This is a genomic window from Acinetobacter sp. CY81, assembly GCF_059515925.1.
Genome location: NZ_JCAKNC010000004.1, coordinates 229,675 through 252,664 on the forward strand (window position 1 = coordinate 229,675; position 22,990 = coordinate 252,664).

The 22,990-nt window shown below is 39.5% G+C and carries 18 protein-coding genes and 1 tRNA gene; 12 read left to right on the plus strand and 7 right to left on the minus strand.

The window, feature by feature from the left end:
- Positions 1–254 precede the first annotated feature (254 nt).
- A complete protein-coding gene (locus tag AC5YDM_RS07300) occupies positions 255–2,438 on the plus strand; it encodes a SulP family inorganic anion transporter (protein ID WP_496151448.1) in 2,184 nt (727 codons plus the stop codon).
- Between the two features lie 537 nt (positions 2,439–2,975).
- Here AC5YDM_RS07300 and AC5YDM_RS07305 read toward each other — a convergent pair.
- Together AC5YDM_RS07305 and AC5YDM_RS07310 are read right to left on the minus strand one after the other, a co-directional pair.
- Entirely contained in the window at positions 2,976–3,863 is an 888-nt protein-coding gene (locus tag AC5YDM_RS07305; protein ID WP_496151449.1) for an SDR family NAD(P)-dependent oxidoreductase, read from the minus strand.
- 282 nt (positions 3,864–4,145) lie between these two features.
- A complete protein-coding gene (locus AC5YDM_RS07310) occupies positions 4,146–5,423 on the minus strand; it encodes an O-acetylhomoserine aminocarboxypropyltransferase/cysteine synthase family protein (RefSeq protein ID WP_496151450.1) in 1,278 nt (425 codons plus the stop codon).
- Positions 5,424–5,734: 311 nt separating this feature from the next.
- Between AC5YDM_RS07310 and ettA the strand changes: the two genes are divergently transcribed.
- Positions 5,735–7,396, plus strand: coding sequence for an energy-dependent translational throttle protein EttA (gene ettA / locus AC5YDM_RS07315; RefSeq protein WP_496151451.1), 1,662 nt, complete (start codon positions 5,735–5,737; stop codon positions 7,394–7,396).
- A gap of 69 nt (positions 7,397–7,465) precedes the next feature.
- On the opposite strand, the gene AC5YDM_RS07320 is transcribed toward ettA, so the two are convergent.
- Positions 7,466–7,849 (minus strand): tetratricopeptide repeat protein, encoded by a 384-nt coding sequence (locus AC5YDM_RS07320; protein ID WP_496151452.1) that lies wholly within the window; start codon positions 7,847–7,849, stop codon positions 7,466–7,468.
- 499 nt (positions 7,850–8,348) lie between these two features.
- Here AC5YDM_RS07320 and AC5YDM_RS07325 point away from each other — a divergent pair, with 499 nt between their 5' ends.
- Entirely contained in the window at positions 8,349–9,305 is a 957-nt protein-coding gene (locus AC5YDM_RS07325; protein WP_496151453.1) for a cation diffusion facilitator family transporter, read from the plus strand.
- A 64-nt stretch (positions 9,306–9,369) separates the two neighbouring features.
- Here AC5YDM_RS07325 and AC5YDM_RS07330 read toward each other — a convergent pair whose 3' ends face one another.
- The 4 genes from AC5YDM_RS07330 to AC5YDM_RS07345 all read right to left on the minus strand — a co-directional run bounded on the left by AC5YDM_RS07330 (position 9,370) and on the right by AC5YDM_RS07345 (position 11,967).
- On the minus strand, positions 9,370–9,711 hold the full coding sequence (locus AC5YDM_RS07330) for a zinc-ribbon domain-containing protein (protein ID WP_496151454.1): 342 nt from the start codon (positions 9,709–9,711) through the stop codon (positions 9,370–9,372).
- 104 nt (positions 9,712–9,815) lie between these two features.
- A tRNA-Glu gene (locus AC5YDM_RS07335) sits at positions 9,816–9,891 on the minus strand.
- Positions 9,892–10,004: 113 nt separating this feature from the next.
- Entirely contained in the window at positions 10,005–11,513 is a 1,509-nt protein-coding gene (gene gltX / locus AC5YDM_RS07340; RefSeq protein ID WP_496151455.1) for a glutamate--tRNA ligase, read from the minus strand.
- Positions 11,514–11,649: 136 nt separating this feature from the next.
- On the minus strand, positions 11,650–11,967 hold the full coding sequence (locus AC5YDM_RS07345) for a DUF4179 domain-containing protein (RefSeq protein WP_496151456.1): 318 nt from the start codon (positions 11,965–11,967) through the stop codon (positions 11,650–11,652).
- 379 nt (positions 11,968–12,346) lie between these two features.
- Here AC5YDM_RS07345 and AC5YDM_RS07350 point away from each other — a divergent pair, with 379 nt between their 5' ends.
- The 9 genes from AC5YDM_RS07350 to AC5YDM_RS07390 all read left to right on the plus strand — a co-directional run bounded on the left by AC5YDM_RS07350 (position 12,347) and on the right by AC5YDM_RS07390 (position 22,926).
- Positions 12,347–13,369 carry a sulfate ABC transporter substrate-binding protein gene (locus AC5YDM_RS07350; protein ID WP_496151457.1) on the plus strand — a complete coding sequence of 341 codons (1,023 nt, stop codon included), beginning with the start codon at positions 12,347–12,349 and terminating at the stop codon, positions 13,367–13,369.
- Between the two features lie 228 nt (positions 13,370–13,597).
- Positions 13,598–14,614: a sulfate ABC transporter substrate-binding protein gene (locus AC5YDM_RS07355; protein ID WP_496151458.1), complete on the plus strand. Its 1,017-nt coding sequence runs from the start codon at positions 13,598–13,600 to the stop codon at positions 14,612–14,614.
- Positions 14,615–14,903: 289 nt separating this feature from the next.
- Positions 14,904–15,818, plus strand: coding sequence for a 16S rRNA (cytosine(1402)-N(4))-methyltransferase RsmH (rsmH, locus tag AC5YDM_RS07360; RefSeq protein WP_496151459.1), 915 nt, complete (start codon positions 14,904–14,906; stop codon positions 15,816–15,818).
- Between the two features lie 9 nt (positions 15,819–15,827).
- A complete protein-coding gene (gene ftsL / locus AC5YDM_RS07365; protein WP_496151460.1) occupies positions 15,828–16,163 on the plus strand; it encodes a cell division protein FtsL in 336 nt (111 codons plus the stop codon).
- A 9-nt stretch (positions 16,164–16,172) separates the two neighbouring features.
- Positions 16,173–17,999, plus strand: coding sequence for a penicillin-binding protein PBP3 (gene ftsI, locus AC5YDM_RS07370; RefSeq protein ID WP_496151461.1), 1,827 nt, complete (start codon positions 16,173–16,175; stop codon positions 17,997–17,999).
- Positions 18,000–18,010: 11 nt separating this feature from the next.
- A complete protein-coding gene (locus AC5YDM_RS07375) occupies positions 18,011–19,504 on the plus strand; it encodes a UDP-N-acetylmuramoyl-L-alanyl-D-glutamate--2,6-diaminopimelate ligase (RefSeq protein WP_496151462.1) in 1,494 nt (497 codons plus the stop codon).
- A 12-nt stretch (positions 19,505–19,516) separates the two neighbouring features.
- Complete coding sequence (locus AC5YDM_RS07380; protein ID WP_496151463.1) at positions 19,517–20,926, plus strand: UDP-N-acetylmuramoyl-tripeptide--D-alanyl-D-alanine ligase; 1,410 nt, start codon at positions 19,517–19,519, stop codon at positions 20,924–20,926.
- The gene (mraY, locus tag AC5YDM_RS07385) at positions 20,927–22,045 is read left to right on the plus strand and encodes a phospho-N-acetylmuramoyl-pentapeptide-transferase (protein WP_496151464.1); all 1,119 of its coding nucleotides are present in this window, start codon (positions 20,927–20,929) and stop codon (positions 22,043–22,045) included. It abuts the gene before it with no gap.
- A gap of 77 nt (positions 22,046–22,122) precedes the next feature.
- Entirely contained in the window at positions 22,123–22,926 is an 804-nt protein-coding gene (locus AC5YDM_RS07390; protein ID WP_496151465.1) for a putative RNA methyltransferase, read from the plus strand.
- The last annotated feature ends 64 nt before the right edge of the window (positions 22,927–22,990 follow it).

The window sequence follows — 22,990 nt, forward strand, 5'->3', positions numbered from 1 at the left end:
GTGCTTACATGAAAAAACCATTTAATTTTAAAAGGTTTTTTTCAACGATGATTTATTTCAAAAAAATATCTTCTTCATTTGTCGAACAATTTATTAAAAAAATAGAAATAATTCCGACAATAATATTGCCAAAAAAGAGGCTTTAAAATAAAGTAACCACTCTAAAAATGTGAATTTCGTCACATAATTTTATTTTCATATTTTTAGAATAATTATAAGCAAAATCAACTATATATACTTTGAGAAGAACAATAATGTCCCAGTCAATCCCCAAAAGAGGGTTCCATTCTAATGATCTGCTCTCAGGTCTAGTCGTATTCCTTGTTGCTTTACCGCTATGTCTAGGTATTGCAAGTGCCTCCGGAGCACCTTTGATTTCAGGTGTTATCGCAGGTGTGATCGGTGGAATCGTGGTTGGATTTTTAAGTGGATCTCATATCAGTGTATCAGGGCCAGCAGCAGGCTTAGCGGCAATTGTATTGTCGCTACTCAGTCAACTTGGTGGAAACTATCAAGCTTTCTTGTTGTGCTTGGTCTTAGCCGGCGTCATTCAGGTGGCGTTTGGTATTTTTAAACTCGGTTCATTTTCAAACTTTATTCCGACGAATGTGATTTTAGGTCTGTTGGCTGCGATTGGTATTATTTTGATTTTGAATCAAATTCCTTACCTAATGGGCATTAAAATAGATCTATTCAAAATGCACTGGCAAAGTGGCTGGACTGCTTTGATGCCACATTTTGATTATGGTGCGGCGCTTATCGGTATATTGAGCGTGATCATTATTTTAGCTTGGGATAAAACACCACTAAAGAAAACGCCTTTACCTTCCGCACTCGTGGCTGTAGTTTTTGCAGGGGTTTTAAACTATATCTTTATACAGACCAACTCTAGTTTGGCTGTTCGTGAAGAACATTTAATTCGTCTACCGAATGTCTTTTCAGCCAATGAAACGATTTTTAGTTTTCCAGATTTTAGCTTTTGGAATAACGCGATCATTTACACAGGTGCGATTACATTAGCCGTCGTTGCTTCTATTGAGACCTTACTTAACTTGGAAGCTGCCGACAAAATGGACCCGCAGAAACGCGCTTCTCCACCGAATCGGGAACTCTTTGCACAAGGCGTGGGAAATACCTTTTCAGGTTTAATTGGGGGAATGCCGATTACTTCTGTAATTGTGCGAAGCTCAGTCAATGCAACCAGCGGTTCTAAAACCAAGTTTTCTGCAATTTTTCATGGTGTGTTGCTGGCGGTCGCGCTGATTTTACTCACGCCATTAATCAACGTCGTACCACTTTCAGCTTTGGCTGCGATTTTGATTTTGACCGGTATTAAGCTGGCGAGTCCTGCGCTGTTTAAGCGTCTTTATAGTGAAGGTTGGAAACAATTTCTGCCATTTATCGTGACTGTGGTTGCGATTATTGCGACAGATTTGTTGAAAGGGATCATGATCGGTTTGGTTGTTAGCCTGATTATTATTCTGAAAAATAATTTAAAACGTGGTGTGCGTGTGATTCATGAAACACATTTACATGGCAAGATTACACGAATTGAATTGGCTCCAAACGTATCGTTTTTAAACCGTGCGGCATTGGTTTCAGCATTGGAGAAACTTAAATCGGGTGAAACTGCAGTGATTGATGCTTCCAACACTTATTACATCGACCCTGATGTTTATAATGTGATTAAAGACTTTAAAGATGGCACAGCTCAAAGCAATCACATTGAGCTGAAGTTGATTGGCTTTAAAGCGCATTATCCAGAAATCGTTGAAGATGAGTTGGATGTAAATGTCAGTACTGAAGAAGTTCAGCGCCATTTAACGCCGAAACAAGTCTTGGAATTACTAAAAGAAGGGAATCATCGCTTCGTAAATCATGAGCGCTTACATCACAATATTGCACGTCAGATTCAAGTGACCTCTCAGGCCGGACAGCATCCTTTTGCTGCTGTTTTGGGTTGTATGGATTCGAGAGCACCGACAGAACGTATTTTTGATGTAGGGATTGGTGATTTATTTAGTTTACGTATCGCAGGCAATATTGCTGGGCAGAAAGTGTTGGGCTCGCTTGAATTTGCTTGTAAGAGCAAGGGTTCAAAGTTAATCGTGGTCTTGGGGCATACAGACTGTGGTGCTGTGACTTCGGCATGTCAGCTCTATGAGCAAAACCAAGACATTACTAAAGTCACTGAAACTCCAAATGTACAATACTTCTTAAAGCCAATTATGGAAGCTGCGCATACAGTGAAGAATGAACAGCCAAGTTATCAACTCACCAGTAATTTTGTGCATGCCGTGACTATATTGAATGTTCAAAATAATATTCGTTATATTTTGAAAAATAGTGATGTGCTTAAGCAGATGGTCGATGAAGGTGAAATCTGTATTGTTGGTGCAATTTATGATGTTCGCACAGGCAAGGTTGATTTTATCTAAGTTTTTATCGAATTAAGAATCTGTATAAATAAACCTCCATGATTGGAGGTTTATTTTTTATTAGTATGATTTAAAAAAATTAAAATTGATCAAAGCACAAAGAGCCGAACAAAATAGGTCACCACGAAAGCACTCATGCCGACCTTACACATCAGTAGCGAGGAGGAGTGATTGATGCTGTTTGAGCGAATCTGATCTTGGCTTAATGTTTGTGGTTTATCATTCGCCTTTGAAGGGAGTTTTAATACCATGAAGAATCCAATGCAAATAATCAATAAACTCAGTTGTATGAAGAAATCAAAAGATAGAATTTGATGCGGTATTAATTCAAAAATGTTGATGCATACCAATAGTGCACACATTACAAAGAATAGTTTTAATAATAAAATTTTTAGCATCACTGTTATCCATGATTTCTAAGCTATTTTTAGTATAAAAAAGTTTTATTAAACCAAAATTAAAAAAAGACCCATCTGTGAGTGATGGGTCTTTTTGATCATGCGTAGTTTTAAGAAAATAAATTTTTTATTATCAAAATTACCAATGCTCGCCAGGGAATAAGCGTGCATAGGCACGTTGCACAAAGTTCAGTTTTTCAGTTTGACCAACTGATGCTGATGAACTTGGGAAGAGGTTATAACCAATTGCCATGAGTTTATTGTTGATATCAGGTGCAATCGAATAAGTAATCGAGGCTAAACGACCAAGGTTAGTCGCGACTTTCTTCGGACGTTTTACGATGGCATAAGCAATCAAATCTGCTGCCTGATCAGGGGATAATGCAGGCACATATTTATAAATTTTGGTCGGTGCAATCATAGGCGTGCGCACCAAAGGCATATAGATTGAGGTAATCGCAATCTTATGAGAGTCGACCTCTGCTGACAGGCAACGACTGAATGCATCTAAGGCCGCTTTTGATGCGACATAAGCAGAGAAGCGAGTGGCATTAGCCAATACACCAATCGAGCTGATATTGATGATTTGTCCTTGGCGGCGACTCATCATCTGCGGCAAGATATTTAAAATTAAACGAACTGCGCCAAAGTAATTGAGTTGAATGGTACGTTCAAAGTCATGGAAGCGATCGGTAGATTCATGCACAGCACGTCGAATCGAGCGTCCAGCATTGTTGATTAAAATATCAATATGATCGACAGAATCTAAGATTTGTTTAGATACATCATCAATAGCATTCATATCATTTAAATCGCAAGGGAAAATGCTGGCTTGCCCACCTTTCGCTTCGATTTCTTTTTGAGCATCTATTAGTGCATCTACAGTACGTGCAACCAATAAAACATGTGCTCCAGCATCCGCAAGCTTGTGAGCAGCAGTTAGGCCAATACCGCTAGATGCACCTGTGATCAGGATAACTTTACCGTGGACTTTACGTTTAAAAAGTTGCTCTAATTTATTATTCATTGACCTTTCCCTGCTCGATACGAATGAAATTTCGGCTGTATTTTTAGTATTGAACTCTAATTTGTTTTGCAAAAATAAAGAGACCGACTATGATGTGATGATAGCCTAGAAATTAAAAAGTTATCAATAAGTATATGAATTGGAAAACTATTTTAGAGTAATTACTCTAATTTTTTATTATATAAAAATGATTTTGCAGCTATAAATAAAAATGCACAAAATGAGAAGTTCATTTTGTGCAAAGGATCATGATTGAATAATGAGATTATTTCTTTTGAAATCTTAGACTTGAGCCAATGCTTGCTCTAAGTCTGCGATTAAATCATCTGCATGTTCAATACCAACGGATAGACGTACCATATCAATACTCACGCCAGCAGCTTTCAGTTCTTGCTCATTTAATTGACGATGCGTGGTTGTGGCAGGATGACAAGCCAGACTTTTCGCATCACCAATATTTACCAAGCGTGTAAATAGTTGAAGTGCATCAATAAAGCGGGTTCCGCCTGCAAGACCATCTTGAACGCCAAAAGAGAGGATCGCAGAAGGTTTGCCTTTGACATATTTTTGCGCCAAGGCATGCTGAGGATGGTCCTTTAAACCTGCGTAGTTGACCCATTTTACTTTTGGGTGTGACTTTAGGTATTCAGCCACTTTGAGCGCATTTTCAGTATGGCGTTCCATACGTAGGCTTAAGGTTTCCAAACCTTGTAGAATTAAAAATACGTTATGTGGGCTAATGGCAGCGCCTGTATTACGTAGAGGTACAACACGCGCACGGGCGATATAGGCTGCTTCACCTAAAGCTTCAACATAATTCACACCGTGATAGCTTGGGTCTGGTGTGTTTAAAGCCTTAAAGCGTTCAGGGAGTTTACCCCAAGGAAATTTTCCACTGTCCACGATAATCCCACCGATGGAATTACCATGACCGCCAATATATTTGGTCAGTGAATGGATAATGATATCTGCACCGAAATCGAATGATTTTTGCAGTACAGGCGTTGCAACGGTGTTATCTACAATTACAGGGACACCGTATTCGTGCGCGATTTTAGAAATGGCTTCAAGGTCAATAATATTGCCTAAAGGATTACCAATCGATTCGACAAACACCAATTTGGTTTTTTCATCAATTAAGCCACGTAAAGCTTCGGGGTTTTGATAATCAAAAAAACGAACTTCAATCCCTTGTTTGGGAAGGGTGTGCGCAAACAAGTTATAGGTACCACCATAAAGGGTAGAAACTGAAGCAATATTATCGCCAGCTTCAGCAATGGTTTGGATGGCATAAGTAATCGCGGCCATACCTGATGCTAATGCAAGTGCGCCAATACCACCTTCAAGTGCAGCAACACGCTGTTCTAATACCGCAGTGGTCGGGTTCATAATACGCGTATAAATGTTGCCTTGAACTTTTAAATCAAATAGATCAGCACCATGTTGAGTGCTATCAAACGAGTATGAAGTGGTTTGATAAATCGGTACAGCTACGGCTTTGGTGGTGGCTTCAGGTGTGTAGCCTGCATGAATGGCGAGTGTTTCATCCTTGTATGTCATTTTAATTTCATCTTGGTGAGTTAATTTTGATCGATATTAGCATTTATATTTATGAAAGAAAGTGCTTAATAGTTGAAAAGGTTATCTTTAAATTTAATATTCATTCAAAGCTTGAGTTGTTTAATTCTGCTTTTAAGGAATTAAAACGGCGATTAATTATTGATCGAAAAGATATTTACAACAAAGTGATCAACTTATCCAAGATGCCTTATTTTTTCGGTCTATTCGTCGTATAATATCCGATTATTTTTTCGCTCATTTGAGCCGGGGCGCTTCATCCCCGAAATTGGTTTTCTATTGAGGAGTCCTACGTGGCCCAATATATTTACACGATGAACCGTGTGTCTAAAATGGTTCCGCCTAAACGCGAAATCTTAAAAGACATCTCTTTATCATTCTTTCCAGGTGCGAAAATTGGTGTACTTGGTTTAAACGGTGCAGGTAAGTCTACTTTGCTTCGTATTATGGCGGGCGTAGACAAAGATTTCTCGGGTGAAGCACGTGCGCAGCCGGGCATCAAAATTGGCTACTTAGAACAAGAGCCACCGTTAGATGAAACCAAAGATGTTCGTGGTAACGTTGAAGATGGTTTACGTGAGCCATTGGATGCTTTAGCGCGTTTAGATGAAGTTTTCGCTGAATATGCAGCTGAAGATGCAGACTTTGATGCACTTGCAAAAGAGCAAGAGAAGTTGGAAGCGATTATTCATGCTTGGGATGCACATAACCTTGGTAACCAAATGGATCAAGCTGCTGCAGCATTGAACCTTCCAGCTTGGGATGCGGACGTAAGTTTGCTTTCAGGTGGTGAACGCCGTCGTGTAGCACTTTGTCGTTTATTATTGTCTAAACCAGACATGTTACTTCTAGATGAACCGACGAACCATTTGGATGCATCATCTGTATCTTGGTTAGAGCGTTTCTTGAAAGATTTCGCGGGTACGATTGTTGCGATTACGCATGACCGTTATTTCTTGGATAACGTTGCTGAATGGATTCTTGAGCTTGACCGTGGCATGGGTATTCCATACCAAGGTAACTACTCTTCTTGGTTAGAGCAGAAAAATGCCCGTTTAGAGCAAGAGAACAAGCAAGAAGAATCTTTTGCTAAAGCATTGAAAAAAGAACTTGAATGGGTTCGTTCAAATGCAAAAGGTCAGCAAAAGAAAAACAAAGCGCGTATGGAGCGTTTTGAAGAGCTTAACTCACGTGAATTCCAGCAACGTAACGAAACGTCTGAAATCTATATTCCACCTGGTCCACGTTTAGGGAACAAGGTTGTAGAAGTTGAAGGCATCAGTAAATCGTTTGGTGACCGTACGCTTTATAAAGATTTATCATTCGTTGTACCGCCTGCTGCGATTGTGGGTATTGTCGGTGAGAATGGCGCAGGTAAAACCACACTATTCCGTATGATGACTGGCGAACAACAACCTGATACTGGTTCTGTAGTATTGGGTGAGTCGGTTAAAGTGGCTTACGTGGGTCAGATTCGCGATACATTAGATAATGATAAAACTGTTTGGGAAGAAGTTTCTGGCGGTTTAGATATCTTACGTATTGGTGAGTACGAAATTGCATCACGTGCGTATATCGGTCGCTTTAACTTTAAAGGTCAAGATCAGCAAAAACGCGTAGGTCAATTATCAGGTGGTGAGCGTAACCGTTTACAACTTGCGAAAATCTTACAAATGGGCGCAAACGTAATCTTACTGGATGAGCCATCGAACGACTTGGATATCGAAACTTTACGTGCACTTGAGGATGCTATTCTTGTATTCCCAGGTACGGTAATGGTGATTTCGCATGACCGTTGGTTCCTAGACCGTATCGCAACACACATCTTGTCATTTGAAGGTCAAACACCTGAATTCTTTACAGGTAACTATGCCGAGTTTGAAGCATACCGTCAAAAACGTGATGGCGATGATCTTGTTGCTAAGCGTCAAAAATACCGCAAAATCGGTGTTTAATTTGCACTGAGATTGATATAAAAAACCAGCCTTAGGGCTGGTTTTTTTGTCTTAAAAGTTTTTGATCTGTTATGAAATAGCCAAATGACTCAAAGCTTTTTCAAGAATCTTTTTGGCGTCATTGTGACCTTGGTTGGCTGCTTGATCTAGCCATTTTTCTGCATGCGTATAACTTCGATCTAGTCCAAGTTGACCATTTAAATAGCTCAATCCCATTTTGTACTGTGCTTCCTTATCACCTCTCAAGGCTGCTCGTAGGTAAAACCAAACAGCATTACGTGCATCATCTTGATTGCAATAAGTGGCTTCATGGGAACTTAGGCAGTGATTAAAGCGTTCTTCATAATCATGTGCTTTGATTAATTCAGACATGGTTTCTGAGCTACTGTTCAAGTGATTAGAGAAAATATTATGAATATAATCTCGAATACTCTTAGAAATAGTTGAAATCATCTATACCTCCTCGCAGTCCGTGCATGGTTGGGTTTTAGTTGTTTATTTTTATAACTACACTCATATTTTTAACCTAATCAGAGTATTTAAACAACAAAAAGGTCGTAAAAACTAACGACAGTTTTGTAATTTTTTATTATGGGAACAGTCACTTATACCTTAGATGATTAATTCTATTGGTTGCCAAAATATGAGATTTCTCATTAATTTAATATATGTAGTGAGCCGTATAAGTGAAAGTAGCGCGATAAAAATATCAAATCATTTAGATTGGTGAGTGTACTGAAGATCTAATATGATGGAGGTTAAATTGATTTAGAGAAAAAATTATTTACATTGAGCTTTCGCTATCTTTAATGTAGTTGATGGGTTGTTCCGTGTTTTTGTTGTTTGGAAGAGTGAAGCCAAATCGACTGGTCATTGATTAAAAATGTTCATTAAAAAAACAAAAAAATCATAGATAAAGCTTGAGCAAATATAAATTGTTATGGAGTCAACGATGAGCGCACATCACGGTCATGATCATAGCCATGCGGTTGTGACAGAAAGTAATGCTAAAAAACTGACTTTTGCATTAATTCTTACATCTACTTTTTTAGTGATTGAAGTCATTGCTGGTTTTATCACGCAAAGCTTGGCTTTGTTATCGGATGCTGCGCATATGTTTACAGATGCTGCTGCATTAGCAATTGCTTTGGTTGCCATTAAGGTGGGTAAATTACCTGCAGACAGCAAACGAACCTTCGGTTATCAGCGCTTTGAAATTCTGGCAGCTTTGTTTAATGCTTTGATGTTGTTTGTTGTTGCAATTTATATTCTTTACGAGGCTTATCAGCGATTCAGTCAGCCACCAGATATTCAAAGTGGCGGGATGATGATTGTGGCGACGATTGGTTTGGTCATTAATTTGATTTCGATGAAAATTCTATTCTCAAGCTCTCAAGACAGTTTGAACATTAAAGGTGCTTATTTAGAGGTTTTAAGTGATGCGCTTGGTTCTTTTGGTGTGATGATTGGTGCTGTAATTATCTATTTCACTGGGTGGGTGTGGGTTGATACTCTCATCGCGGTATGTATTGGATTTTGGGTGCTTCCACGAACTTGGATTTTATTAAAGCAGAGTATTAATATTCTATTGGAAGGTGTGCCAGACGAAATTGATATAGAAAATTTGCGGAATGATTTATTAAAGTTAAAAGGTGTTGAAAGTATCCATCAACTCAAAGTATGGGCTATTACTTCTAAAAATGTACATCTAACCGTACATCTTTTTGCACCACAAGCAGATAGAAATGAACTTTATAAAGATGCTTTAGAAATGCTAACGCATGAGCATGGCATTACAGAAATGACCTTGCAGATAGAAGATGATGAATGTATTGCGCATTCTCACCATCAACAGGATGTTTTGAGTGGTGAGGTGCAACTACATTCACATCAGCATAAACACGAATAGGCATTCCTGAAAATGAATAATTGAGACCTAGTAAGGAGCTCAATTATTCAAATGAAAAACTCAATTAGTGTTCCCACTCGTGATTGCAATCACGGCATTTCCATTTTTTCTGTGATTGCATGAATGCTTGCATAGATATTTTGAAATCTGGAAGATCGCGCCAGAACATCGCACCAGCCGCGATACCAATGACAAAAACCACAACCGTTGCAATTTGTAGTGTTTGACCTGCACCATCTCCGAAGATCATCATTACTAAACTACTGACGATAAGTAGCAATAAGATGAAAACTGTAGGAATAAGTACGATTAGGCTTTTTGGTACATTTGGTCGTGCAGCAGGGCTGTTGGCACTTGCAAGTGGGATGATTTTACGACTTTGGCATTTAGGGCATTGGTATTGCATGATTACTCCACAATTCTTTTGATCAATTCTATAACATTGCAGCTAAATCTAAAACTTAGAGATAAAAAAAAGCCACTGATTAAGTCAGTGGCTTTTTTAGAATTTGGCGTCCCTACGGGGATTCGAACCCCGGTTACCGCCGTGAAAGGGCGATGTCCTAGGCCTCTAGACGATAGGGACAATATCGAGGCAACACCACTTCCATCTTTTGGATTGAAGTACTAAGTTGTTCGCTTAGCTGGTGTGAGCGCTATATTAGGGATATAGCGCTCATCCGTCAACACTAAATTCAGTTAAGCTTCATCAACTGCATCATTTTTCGGCAGTTTTAAGCTTTCATTGAGTTTTTCCCAAACTTTCGCTTCTTTTTTACTCGGCCCACCCACGATTTCTAGGGCGTGACGTAAACGTGCAAAAGTTAAATCAGGACCAATGGTCACCATTGACTGCATCACTGGCGTTGATGATGTTGAACCTGCAATCGCAATAAAGAATGTTGGCATGAAATCACGAAGTTTGATTTCCATTTGCGTTGCCAATTCCATGATTGTTTGGCTTACAGTGTCATTGTTCCAAGTGAACAGGCTTTCTAAACGCCAAATTGCAAATTGAAGGCTTTGGCGAACTTGTTCTTCAGTCAGTTTTTTGCTTTCAAATTGTTCTTTGTTGATCGTTGGGAATTGGTTGAAATAGAAACCAGCCCAATTCACAGCTTCAGAGAGTAAGTTGATACGAGGTTGAATGGCAGCTGCAATCTCTTCTAATGTTTGACGGTCAGCTTTCCACGCTAATAATGTATCTAACAGCTGACCCGGTGTTAATGCTTTGATCCATTGACCATTGAGCCAATTCAATTTTTCAACATCAAAAATTGGACCGCCTAAAGACACACGTTTAATGTCAAAGTTTTCAATCATTTCAGCTAAAGTGAATTTTTCACTTTCATCGGGCATTGACCAACCCATACGACCTAAATAGTTCAATAACGCTTCAGGAAGTACACCAATGTCTTTGTAGTAGTTAATAGACGTTGGATTTTTACGTTTAGAAAGCTTAGATTTATCTGGATTGCGTAGTAAAGGCATGTGACAAAGCACAGGCATGTCCCAACCAAAGTATTGGTATAGCAATTGATGTTTAGGCGCAGATGGAATCCATTCTTCACCACGGATTACATGGGTAATTTCCATTAAATGGTCATCAACCACGTTTGCCAAATGATAAGTAGGCAAACCATCGGTTTTAAGAAGAATTTGCATGTCGACTTGAGCCCATGGAATTTCAACTTCGCCACGAAGCATATCTTCAAATTTGCAGATACCTTCAGTCGGTACTTTCATACGAATCACATGTGGCTCACCCGCAGCTAAACGTGATTTCACTTCATCTTGAGATAAAAGTAGACCGCGTCCATCGTAGCGTGGTGATTCGCCACGTGCTTGTTGTTCAGCACGCATTTGGTCTAATTCTTCAGCGGTTGCGAAACAGTAGAAAGCATCGCCTTGTTCAACAAGATCGACTGCATATTGCTTATAGATCCCCATGCGTTCAGATTGACGGTATGGCGCGTGAGGACCACCGATATCTGGACCTTCTGACCAATTTAAACCTAACCAACGAAGAGAATCTAAAATCATTTTTTCAGATTCAGGTGTTGAACGTAATTGATCAGTATCTTCAATACGAAGAATAAATTCACCACCATGTTGTTTAGCAAAACATAGGTTAAACAAGGCGATATAAGCGGTGCCTACGTGAGGAAAGCCGGTAGGAGAAGGTGCAATACGAGTACGAACTGTCATAATCGAAAATTATTCAAAATATAAATTAGAACTATTATAACGAAAAAGCCCTGTCACTTTATGATTTATTCATCAATAAAGGACAGGGCCGATAAAAAACTTTTTGGGGGAAAAGTTTTCTAAACGTTACGCTTTATTACGAGCTTTGTTGAGGGAAAATAGCTTGTACAAAGCGTGAAAAACGTTGATGTTGATCAGCTAGAAAATTCTGTGTTGGCGCAGACTTTAAATTGGTCATCGCTTTAATTTGATCATTTTCATCGATGCTTTTTTTAGCAGAGCGATCACGCTTTTGCTGAGAAAGTGCTTTTTCAATCGGTGATAGTTGCTTTTCGAAGCTCAAAGGCACTTCAACAGACTTCGCTGTTTTTTTCATTGCTGCAGCTTGAGTACCTTGTGTACCAACCATGAATAATGCGCTTAGGCAAACGGCTGTAAAGACTTTTAATTTCATTTCCAATCAATCCCCTAATTTGTATTGTTGTAAAATTTATACTTTATGGTATCCATTCTACCCATTAATGCAAGAAAAGTACAAATAGTTCACACAAATTTACAAATGATAATCATTCTTAAAGATATTTAAAGAAATCAAAACTATCTTTAAGTTTTATTTACCGTATTTTGCTGAAAAAATATGGAGATAAAATGAAGGTCGAATCACTCCTTGAGCTTTAACCCTGTTTGAATAGCTCTCAAACTTATAAAAATAGTCAAAAAATAGATATCTGATTAATGAAAGACGAGTTCTTTTATTGTTATAACTGGATGATTGTGAATAAGAAAAAATAAAAATATAGTGCTACTCAAATCAAAATAAATATGAGTGAATGATGAAAAAAATAATATTGGCTACTTTAATGGGTATCGCAGGTGTAAGTGGCTTGTTGGGCAGTGTTCATGCTGTGGCGGCAGAAAATACTTTGCTTAATGTTTCTTATGATCCAACGCGTGAGTTTTATCAAGAATATAATCAAAGCTTTGGAGATTTTTGGAAAAAGCGTACAGGGCAGAGCATTGATTTCAAACAGTCACATGGTGGCTCAGGTAAGCAAGCACGTTCAGTTGTCGATGGATTACAGGCAGATGTCGTTACATTAGCACTGGCAAATGATATTGAAGAAATCGTCAATGCAGGCCTGATTGATAAAGGTTGGCAAAAAGAGTTTCCAAATAATTCTGCACCTTATACATCAACCATCGTTTTTTTAGTCCGTAAAGGAAATCCTAAAAATATTAAGGATTGGAATGATTTGGTCAAACCTGGTGTGGAGATTATCACGCCAAATCCTAAAACAGGCGGTGCACCTCGATGGATCTATTTATCTGCATGGGGGTATGCTTTAAAACAGCCAGGAGGCAATGATGCTAAGGCGCGTGAGTTAGTTCGAGGCTTATACAAGAATGTTAAAGTTTTAGACTCTGGTGCGCGTGGATCATTAACCACGTTTGCTGAACGTGGCATTGGTGACGTGTTGTTGTCTTGGGAGAATGAAGCATTACTTGCAACACAAGGACCTGATAAAGCTAAATATCAAATTGTCTATCCATCAATCTCCATATTGGCTGAGCCTTCTGTGGCAATTGTAGACAAAACCGTCGATAAAAATGGCAATCGTAATTTAGCCAAAGGTTATTTAAATTATTTATATTCACCTGTTGGTCAGGAATTGGCAGCAAAATATAATTTCCGTCCTCGAAATGCTCAGGCTGCGGCAAAATATGCATCTAAATTTCCTAAACAACAGCTATTTACGATTGATCAGGTTTTTGGTGGTTGGGCAAAAGCACAAAAAACTCATTTTGTGAATGGTGCGATTTACGATCAGCTGGTGCTTGAAAACAGGAAAAAATAAATTAATCAAATAGGATGAGGGTTAAAAGTCTTTATCCTTTTCGCTTATGTTGAAATCATAAAAACGTGTAAAATATTAAAGTTGTCAAAATGGAATTACTTATTTTAAAAACAAAAGCTTAATTTCATCTTTTTGGTTCTGCTTATTCCAAATTTTATGAACAATTGAAGTTCAATGCGTAATTTCATATATTGATTCTAATTTATGAAGATTGCAGATTAATTCGCTATGAATATTCAAATCAAAACTCTTTTCTCCTCATTATGTTTAGTCCTAAGTTTGTCAGGTGTTGCAGCATCGACTCAAGCGGCAGATCGTGAATTCCTAAACGTGTCTTATGATGCTACACGTGAATTTTATGATGAGTTTAATGATTCTTTTGGACAGTATTGGAAATCACGTACTGGACAAACAATTGATTTTAAACAGTCGCATGGTGGTTCTGGGAAACAAGCTCGTTCAGTTGTCGATGGTTTAAAAGGTGATGTCGTAACATTAGCTTTAGCGAACGATATTAATGAGATTGTAAAGTCTGGTCAGATTAAAGCTGGCTGGGAAAAAGAATTTCCGAACAACTCTGCACCTTATACGTCAACGATCGTATTTATGGTGCGTAAAGGTAATCCTAAACAGATTAAGGATTGGACTGATTTAACCAAACCGGGCGTTCAAATTATCACGCCAAACCCAAAAACAGGTGGTTTGCCACGTTGGGTGTACTTGTCTGCATGGGGTTATGCACTTAAACAGCCCGGTGGTAATGAAGCGAAAGCCAAAGACTTAGTTTCTAAGTTATATCGCAATGTAAAAGTCATGGATTCTGCTGCACGTGCGTCAATGACAACATTCGCTGAACGTAAAATTGGTGATGTGCTACTGACTTGGGAAAATGAAGCCTTAGTGACGCAAAAAGCATTGGGTAAAGATAAGTTTGATATTGTTTATCCTTCAATGTCGATTTTGACTGAGCCATCAGTGGCAATCGTAGATAAAACAGTAGAGCGTAATGGTAATAAATGGCTAGCAACGGGATACATCAATTATTTGTATTCGCCACGTGGTCAAGAAATGGCAGCAAAACATTTCTATCGCCCACGCAATGCACAAGTTTTAGCGAAATATAAACATCAGTTCCCAACCATCAAAACATTTACGATTGATGAAGTATTTGGTGGATGGGCGAAAGCGCAACAAACTCACTTTGTGAATGGTGCGGTTTTTGATCAAATCTATAATAATCGTTAATTTAGCCTTTAATTTGATGTGATTTTAAAAGCCAATCCTTCGTGATTGGCTTTTTTATTTTCAATGATTCAGCAATTTATTTTTATCGGGCTAATGTTTTAAACGAGGAGGAATTTTTCGATATTCAAATCTAAATTTCTATTGGTTCGTATTTTTGTTCAAAAGTAGCGTAATGAGAAACGGTTTTACCTATGAAAAGTAATATTTTCCTACAAAAAGACGTTTGGAGCTTTTCTAAAACAAGGTAATAATGTGCAGTTACATTTTTCATGGTTTTGAATAAACAATTATGTCGCATATTTCTGTATTACTTCACGAAACTGTTGATGCCCTCGTGGCGGATCGCAATACAGGAATTTTTGTAGATGGTACTTTTGGACGCGGTGGTCATACGCGTTTATTACTGTCTAAATTAGATGAAAATGCGCGTGTTTATGCATTCGATAAAGATCCACAAGCACTTGCTGTTGCAGCTGAACTTGAGCAACAAGATCCACGTTTCAAAATTATTCATGCCAGTTTTGCAGATTTGAAAAATGAGATGAATCAACGTGGTATCGAAGAAGTTGACGGTGTGATGGCAGATTTAGGTGTATCATCACCACAGTTGGATCAAGCTGAACGTGGTTTTAGCTTCATGAAAGATGGTCCGCTCGATATGCGTATGGACAACTCACAGGGCTTAACCGCAGCAGATTGGTTGGTTGAAGTGTCTGAAGAGCATTTAGCCAATGTGATTTTTCAATATGGCGAAGAGCGTTATAGCCGTCGTATTGCAAAAGCCATCAAAGCAGCAGGTTATATTGATACCACAGCGAAATTGGCTGAAATTGTAAAAGTTGCCCATCCTAAATGGGAAAAAAATAAGCATGCTGCAACGCGTACTTTCCAAGCGATTCGTATTGAAATCAACAAAGAGCTGGACGATGTACATGAGTTTTTACCGCAAGCGCTAGATTTGTTAAAATCTGATGGGCGTTTGGCAGTGATTAGCTTCCATTCTTTGGAAGATCGAATTATTAAACAATTTATTCAAAAAGAATCGACTTTAGCAGAAGATACAGGTTGGGGAATGCCTCAGAAAATTGAAGAGACACGTCGTTTGAAAAAGATTGATCGTGTACGTGCGAGTGAAGCGGAAGTGAAAGAAAATCCACGTTCACGCAGTGCATGGCTTCGAGTGGCAGAACGCATTAATAAATAAAGGCGACGCATGAAATCTGAAATATTAGAAGAACAAGATACAAATACTTTGGCGAGAAAAAAAGTATTGGTTTACATCATCTTGACCTCGCTAATTTTAGTGAGTGCCTTTATGGTGGTGTATCAGGTGTATTTGTATCGTCATGATTTTCGTGAACTTAATACCCATATGCGTGAACGTGAAGACATTAATGCAGAGTGGGGGCGTTTGCTGATTGAACAGCAAACTTTTGGTGCAACTGCACAGATTGGTACGCGTGCTGTAACGCAATTACGTATGTATTCACCACCGACTGCACAAACGGTGGTGATTTCTTTACCCACAAAACCAGAGCAAAATAAATAGGCATGCTGAATGGTAGATAAACGAACAACAAAACAACCACGCAAAAAACAGCAGTCGATTTCAGAAAAACCGACGATTGCAGTGGATATGTGGCGTTTTTATTTAATGTGGGGCGTCGTATTATTTTGCTTCGTCATGTTGGTCGCACGTGCATTCTATGTGCAAGTGATCAATAAGGATTTTTTGCAAAATAAAGCCAATGCGAAAATTTTAAGAACAGAAAAAATGAAAGCCATGCGCGGTGTGATTAGCGACCGCAATGGAATTCCTTTGGCAATCAGCACTCCGATTATGAAGGTGGTGATTGACCCTCAAAATTACTATGAAACCAAAGATACCTTTGATCAAATCACTGCAGAGTTAAAGAAAACACCTGATAGTCGTAAGCTTAAAAATCAGTTGCCGAAAGAAAATTTAAATTTAGATGAGCTTGCTGATGCAGTGGGTATTGATCGAGCAGATTTAAAGAAACGTGTCAAAGAGCGTTCACGTTCACGCTATTTGGTACTGAAAAAAGAAGTACCGCCACCTCAAGCCGATTTATTGGTTCAACGTAATTTTGCTGGGGTTTATGCTGAAAAATCATATAAACGTTACTATCCACAGCCACAACCGAATGCTCAAATTATTGGTTTAACCAATACTGAAGGCACTGGTATTGAAGGTTTGGAAATGCAGCTCAATAAGCGCCTCGCAGGTGTGGATGGAGAGCAAAAACTTGTTCGTGATAAACATGGTAACCGTGTACGTACCCCTGAAGTGATTAAAGAAGTTGAAGCTGGGGAAAATATTACGCTCAGTATCGACTCGCGTTTGCAATATATTATGTACCGTGAATTGACGGCTGTAGGTGTTGCCAATAATGCACGCTCTGCAACGGCTATTGCTGTCGATGTGAAAACGGGTGAAATTTTGGCGATGACTAGCTGGCCGTCGTATAACCCAAATGATAAAAACAGTCTTTCAAATAAAGATGCAATGCGTAACCGCGGTGCAGTCGATTCATTTGAGCCAGGCTCAACCATGAAACCATTGACTGTGGCAATGGCACTTGAAAGTGGTAAATACAAACCAAATTCAGTGGTAAATACTACACCGGGTTCAATGCGGGTAGGTAACCATACCATTCGTGATACGCATAATTACGGTGCGTTGACTTTGGGCGGCATCATCCAAAAATCATCAAACGTGGGGGTAGCGAAGATTGCACTTTCACTGCCATACCCAACACTTCCAACGTTCTACAAACGTTTAGGTTTTGGTCAGCGTTCAGCTGTGAAATTTCCTGGTGAAAGCCCAGGTCTGATTCTTCCACCAAGTAAGTGGAATGTCTCTGAAGTCGCTACCATGTCTTATGGTTATGGTCTCAATGCAACTGTATTGCAGTTGGTTGACGCCTATGCGATGTTGGCGAATAAAGGTGTGAAAATGCCTTTAAGTCTCTACAAATTAGATGGTCAGCCGAAGGGTGAGCAGATGATTGAGCCTAAAATCGCGGATGACGTTTTATTGATGATGGAAACAGCGACTTTGCCGGGTGGTACTGCGACGAGAGCAGCTATCCCAGGCTATCGTGTAGCAGGTAAAACAGGTACTGCACATAAATTACGTGCTGACCGTAAAGGCTACTCAACCAATGAATATCGTGCGCTATTTGCAGGGGTAGCACCTGTGAGTGATCCACGTTTAGCCATGATCATGGTCGTTGAAAATCCGAAAGGCAGTTATTTCGGTGGTACGGTCTCGGCACCTGTATTTGCAAAGGTCATGCAAGAGTCATTACGACTCTTAAATGTACCTTTAGATAAACCTTTAGAAACTCCAAAAATCCAGTAGATAGGTGATGAATGTCCATTACATTTCAAGATCTTTACACCGCCCAACAAGTATCTGAATGGATGACATCATCCTTTCAGGGCTTTAGTCTGGATAGTCGAAAAGTTACTTCAGGGCAAATTTTCATTGCCCTGACTTCATTTTCACAACCTGAAAAAACGGCAGAATTTGCACAAAAAGCATTAGATAATGGTGCATTGGCGGTTATTTCAGAAGTTGAATTGGGGCTGAACCCAAATGTCGTTATTCCAAATGTTCGTCATTTAATGGGACAGTGGCAAAAACAATATTTACAGGCGACTGATCCTGTTAAAGCGACTCGAATTATTGCTGTGACGGGAACCAATGGGAAAACCACGATTTCACGTTTGATTGCTGAATTGTTGATGCTTCAAGGGAAAAAGTGCGCAGTAATGGGAACGACAGGTAATGGGATTTTGCCTGAATTAGAGTCTTCTTCGCATACCACTTTGGATGCTTTGCATTTACAAACAGCTTTGCATAGTTATGCTCAACAAGGGGCTGAGTTTGCTTCCATTGAGGCGAGTTCACACGGCTTAGAGCAAGGGCGTCTAAATGGATGTGATATTGAAATTGCAGCATATTCAAATTTAAGTCGTGATCATTTGGATTATCACGGAACTTTAGAAATATATGCGGAAGCTAAAGCAGCACTATTTAAATTCGAATCTTTGAAAGTTGCGATTATTAACATTGATGATGAGCATGCACATATCATGCTGAATGCTGCACAGCAAAATCCATCAAAGCCACGTATTTTGACGTATTCAACGACTCAGCCTGCGGATTATCAAGTTCAAGATATTCAATACAGTCTGAGTGGTGTGAGGTTTAAATTGGTGACTTCGAAAGGTGGATTTGAAGTAAATAGTCCGCTACTGGGTCATTTTAATATTGAAAACATTGTTGCAAGTTTAATTGCAGCAGAGCAGGCTGGATTTGAATTGGTTGATTTAATTCAAGTTGCCCCTCAATTAAAAGGTGCGCCAGGACGTATGCAAGTACTACGCCATGGTGAAAAGTTATTTGTGGTTGATTATGCGCACACCCCAGATGCATTAATTCAAGTTTTGATTACTTTGAAACGTCATGCTTCAAATGATTTGTGGGCAGTCTATGGATGCGGTGGTGATCGCGATCGCGGCAAGCGGCCATTAATGACACAAGCCGCTTTGGATTATGCCAATGTCGTGCTCATGACTTCAGATAATCCAAGAACTGAAAATCCTGAGCAAATTTTTGCAGATATGAAAGCGGGTATCGATTTTAGTGGTCGTACCCTACATGAGATTCATGATCGCCGTGAAGCCATTAAATTTGCTGTAAAAAATGCCAAAGATGGTGACATTGTGGTAATTGCAGGCAAAGGTCATGAAAATTATCAAGAAATAGATGGGGTTCGTCATTGGTTTGATGATGTCGTGGAAGTTCAATCTGCGATTGATGCTCAGCCTCACGATACACATTCAGCATATCCAGCGTAATAAGGAATCCATATGCATACTTCAACAACCAGTACGGCGACATTAGTCCCTTGGACAGCAGAACAATTAAAAGATGCGACTCAGGGGCAATGGCATAACGATAAAGTACCCTCTGGTGAGATCAAACGGATTTTGACGGATTCACGTGATGCGGAACTTGGAGATGCATTTTTAGCACTCAAGGGTGAACGTTTTGATGCTCATGCTTTTATTACACAAGTTGCAACACAGGGTTGTGAGCTTGCAATAGTAAGCCAACCGATTGATGCAGATATTTGTCAGTTGGTCGTAGATGATACAAGACTTGCATTAGGTCACTTAGGTGCTTACCGTCGCCAACAGAACCCTCAGTTAAAAGTGATCGCTCTTACAGGCAGTAGTGGTAAGACCACCACTAAAGAAATGTTGGGGAGTATTTTAAATCTAATTGCCCCGACATTAATCACGCGTGGCAATCTCAACAATGATTTGGGTGTTCCAATGATGCTATTAGAGCTTCGCCCAGAGCATCAATATGCGGTTATGGAATTGGGTGCAAGTCATCAAGGTGAGATTGACTACACCTCAAATCTTGTTCAGCCACATGTGGCAGGTATTATTAATATTGGGACTGCACATTTGGGTGAGTTTGGTGGCCGTGATGGCATTTGTCGTGCGAAATCTGAAATTTATGCTCATATTTCTCAAACGGGCACATCGATTGTGCCTAGCGCAGATGACTTTTCTGAAACGATTTTAAAATCAGTCGTTACAGATCAAAAGATGAGTTTCGGTCAAGGTGGGGATGTTTATGCAACTGAAATTGAACTTCGACCTCAATCTGCGATTTTTACTCTGAATACGCCACAAGGATCACGTCAAGTCGATTTACCATTTGCAGGTGAGCACAATGTGCAAAATGCCACAGCTGCTGCTGCTTTTGCTTTGGCAATTGATATTGGCTTGGATGATATTGTTGCCGGTTTGGAGACAGCAACGGGTGCTAAGGGTCGTTTGAACTTTATTCAAAAAGAAAATTTTCTATTTATAGATGATACTTATAACGCCAATCCAACGTCGATGCGCGCAGCCGGTGAAGTGCTTGCTCAGCAAGAGGGTATTCGCGTTATGGTGATTGGTGATATTGGTGAGTTAGGTTCTAGTGCCGCTCAGCAACATTATATGTTGGGTCGAGATTTAGTCTCGATTAAAGGTTTGAACTTTGTTGTGGCGGTCGGGGAATTTGCACCGGCGGCACAAGAAGGTGCGCGTAGTACGCAATATGGTAAAAAAATGCAGGCTTTCTTGACTCAAGAACAAGCTTTGCCATTTTTAATTGATTTAATTACAACACATCAGCCTCAGTCCATGAGTTTCCTATTTAAAGGTTCTCGTTATACCCATATGGAAACGTTGATGACTGATTTGATGGAGAAAGTCTAAATGCTGTTATGGTTATTTGAGCAACTGGCGGGCTATCATAGTTCGTTTAACGTGGTTCGTTATTTAACTTTACGTTCATTGCTGAGTGTCATGACAGCATTGGCGATTGGATTGGCATTAGGGCCAATGATGATTCGCAAGCTTCAAGCCTTGAAATATGGCCAAGCTGTTAGCTCATATGCGCCTGAAGGTCATGCTAAGAAAATGGGCACGCCAACGATGGGCGGAATTCTCATTCTTCTTTCTATTGGGATTTCAACATTATTGTGGGCTGACTTATCAAATCCATATGTCTGGATCGTTCTAGCGGTCATGGTGATCTTTGGTGCTGTAGGTTGGGCAGATGATTGGATTAAAGTTCGCTATAAAGACAATGCTGGATTACCTGCAAAGAAAAAATTCTTTTGGACTTCTGTGGGTGCGCTCGGTGCAGGTATTGCGCTGTATATCATTGCCAAGCAAGAAGCGAATCCTGTTAATACTGCCAATATGTTGGATTTGCTGATTCCATTTCTAAAAGATTTTAGTATTCCACTGTCTGCAATTCCATTGGGTATTGGTTTTATCATCTTTACCTTTTTGGTGATTAACGGTGCTTCAAATGCGGTGAATTTAACAGATGGCTTAGATGGTTTAGCGATCATGCCAATCGTACTGGTTGCCGCAGGACTGGGTGTATTTGCCTATTTGGCAGGTGATGTTCGCTTTGCTAATTATTTACATATTCCTTATGTAAAACATGCCTCTGAACTTGTTGTCATCTGTGCTGCAATGATTGGTGCAGGCCTAGCATTTCTTTGGTATAACGCCCATCCTGCTCAAGTATTCATGGGGGATGTGGGTGCATTATCACTGGGCGCGATGCTCGGTACAATTGCAGTCATGGTACGCCAAGAAATTGTTTTTGCGATTATGGGTGGTGTGTTTGTAGTAGAAGCAATTTCTGTTTTCTTACAAATTGGTTCATTACGCATGCGTCAAAAGCGTGTGTTCTTGATGGCACCATTGCATCACCATTATGAGAAAAAAGGCTGGCGTGAGACACAAGTGGTCATTCGTTTTTGGATTATCACAATTATGCTGGTAGTTTTGGGTCTAATGACTTTAAAATTGCGTTAAGCCTAAATGATTTTTTAAAAAGTCGGCATCTGCCGGCTTTTTTATTGCTACATAAAGCCAATGCCTTGGAGAAAATGATGAATCTGCTGATGTGTCCTGTATGTCGTAAGGCATTAGTGCTCAATGACAAAACTTGGCGCTGTGAAAGCAATCATAGTTATGATGTTGCCAAACAAGGCTATGTAAATTTGCATGTGGTGCAGCATAAGCATAGTAAAAATCCAGGGGATACACCTGAATCTGTACAAGCACGTCGTGATTTTTTAAATGCTGGATTTTATGCGCCTTTGCAAAAAGCAGTGGTTAAAAAAATTCACGAACTGAAGATTGAGAATTTGCTTGATATTGGTTGTGGCGAAGGGTATTACACCAATGCCATGCAAGCGGAGGCGATACAAACCGTAGGTGTGGATATAGCGAAAAATGCGGTTCAAATCGCTGCTAAACTAAATAAAGACATGACTTGGGTGGTGGGTACTGGGGCTGTTTTGCCTGTTTTGGATCACACTATTAACCTGTGTACTAGTTTATTTAGCCCGATTCCAGAACAAGAAATCTTACGTGTATTAAAAACAGATGGATATCTCATGGTGGTGACACCAGCGCCTCAACATTTATATGCCATGCGTGAAGCTTTGTTTGAAGAAGTGAACCCACATGAGCCACATAAGTTTGTAGAGCAATTGAAAGATCATTTTGAGTTGGTCGAAGATCTTGTGATTGATGCACCTTTTGAATTGAATCAGCAAGATTTAAAAAACTTAATTGCAATGACGCCTTATGCATATAAGGCTAAACCTGAATTGCGTACAGCGCTGGAAGAAAAGCAAAGTTTTGAATTGGCCGCACAGTTCCAAATTTTTGTATTTAAAAAGAAGTAAATTGAACTATAAAAATGGTCAAAAATAAAAAAGCCCTCATTCAGGGCTTTTTTATTGAACTTAA

Excerpts from the sequence above, each read along its gene's own strand:
- AC5YDM_RS07300 (WP_496151448.1), top strand. The coding sequence starts at position 255 with ATGTCCCAGTCAATCCCCAAAAGAGGGTTCCATTCTAATGATCTGCTC.
- AC5YDM_RS07305 (WP_496151449.1), bottom strand. The coding sequence starts at position 3,863 with ATGAATAATAAATTAGAGCAACTTTTTAAACGTAAAGTCCACGGTAAA.
- AC5YDM_RS07310 (WP_496151450.1), bottom strand. The coding sequence starts at position 5,423 with ATGACATACAAGGATGAAACACTCGCCATTCATGCAGGCTACACACCT.
- AC5YDM_RS07320 (WP_496151452.1), bottom strand. The coding sequence starts at position 7,849 with ATGATTTCAACTATTTCTAAGAGTATTCGAGATTATATTCATAATATT.
- AC5YDM_RS07325 (WP_496151453.1), top strand. The coding sequence starts at position 8,349 with ATGAGCGCACATCACGGTCATGATCATAGCCATGCGGTTGTGACAGAA.
- AC5YDM_RS07330 (WP_496151454.1), bottom strand. The coding sequence starts at position 9,711 with ATGCAATACCAATGCCCTAAATGCCAAAGTCGTAAAATCATCCCACTT.
- gltX (WP_496151455.1), bottom strand. The coding sequence starts at position 11,513 with ATGACAGTTCGTACTCGTATTGCACCTTCTCCTACCGGCTTTCCTCAC.
- AC5YDM_RS07345 (WP_496151456.1), bottom strand. The coding sequence starts at position 11,967 with ATGAAATTAAAAGTCTTTACAGCCGTTTGCCTAAGCGCATTATTCATG.
- AC5YDM_RS07350 (WP_496151457.1), top strand. The coding sequence starts at position 12,347 with ATGAAAAAAATAATATTGGCTACTTTAATGGGTATCGCAGGTGTAAGT.
- AC5YDM_RS07355 (WP_496151458.1), top strand. The coding sequence starts at position 13,598 with ATGAATATTCAAATCAAAACTCTTTTCTCCTCATTATGTTTAGTCCTA.
- rsmH (WP_496151459.1), top strand. The coding sequence starts at position 14,904 with ATGTCGCATATTTCTGTATTACTTCACGAAACTGTTGATGCCCTCGTG.
- ftsL (WP_496151460.1), top strand. The coding sequence starts at position 15,828 with ATGAAATCTGAAATATTAGAAGAACAAGATACAAATACTTTGGCGAGA.
- ftsI (WP_496151461.1), top strand. The coding sequence starts at position 16,173 with ATGGTAGATAAACGAACAACAAAACAACCACGCAAAAAACAGCAGTCG.
- AC5YDM_RS07375 (WP_496151462.1), top strand. The coding sequence starts at position 18,011 with ATGTCCATTACATTTCAAGATCTTTACACCGCCCAACAAGTATCTGAA.
- AC5YDM_RS07380 (WP_496151463.1), top strand. The coding sequence starts at position 19,517 with ATGCATACTTCAACAACCAGTACGGCGACATTAGTCCCTTGGACAGCA.
- mraY (WP_496151464.1), top strand. The coding sequence starts at position 20,927 with ATGCTGTTATGGTTATTTGAGCAACTGGCGGGCTATCATAGTTCGTTT.
- AC5YDM_RS07390 (WP_496151465.1), top strand. The coding sequence starts at position 22,123 with ATGAATCTGCTGATGTGTCCTGTATGTCGTAAGGCATTAGTGCTCAAT.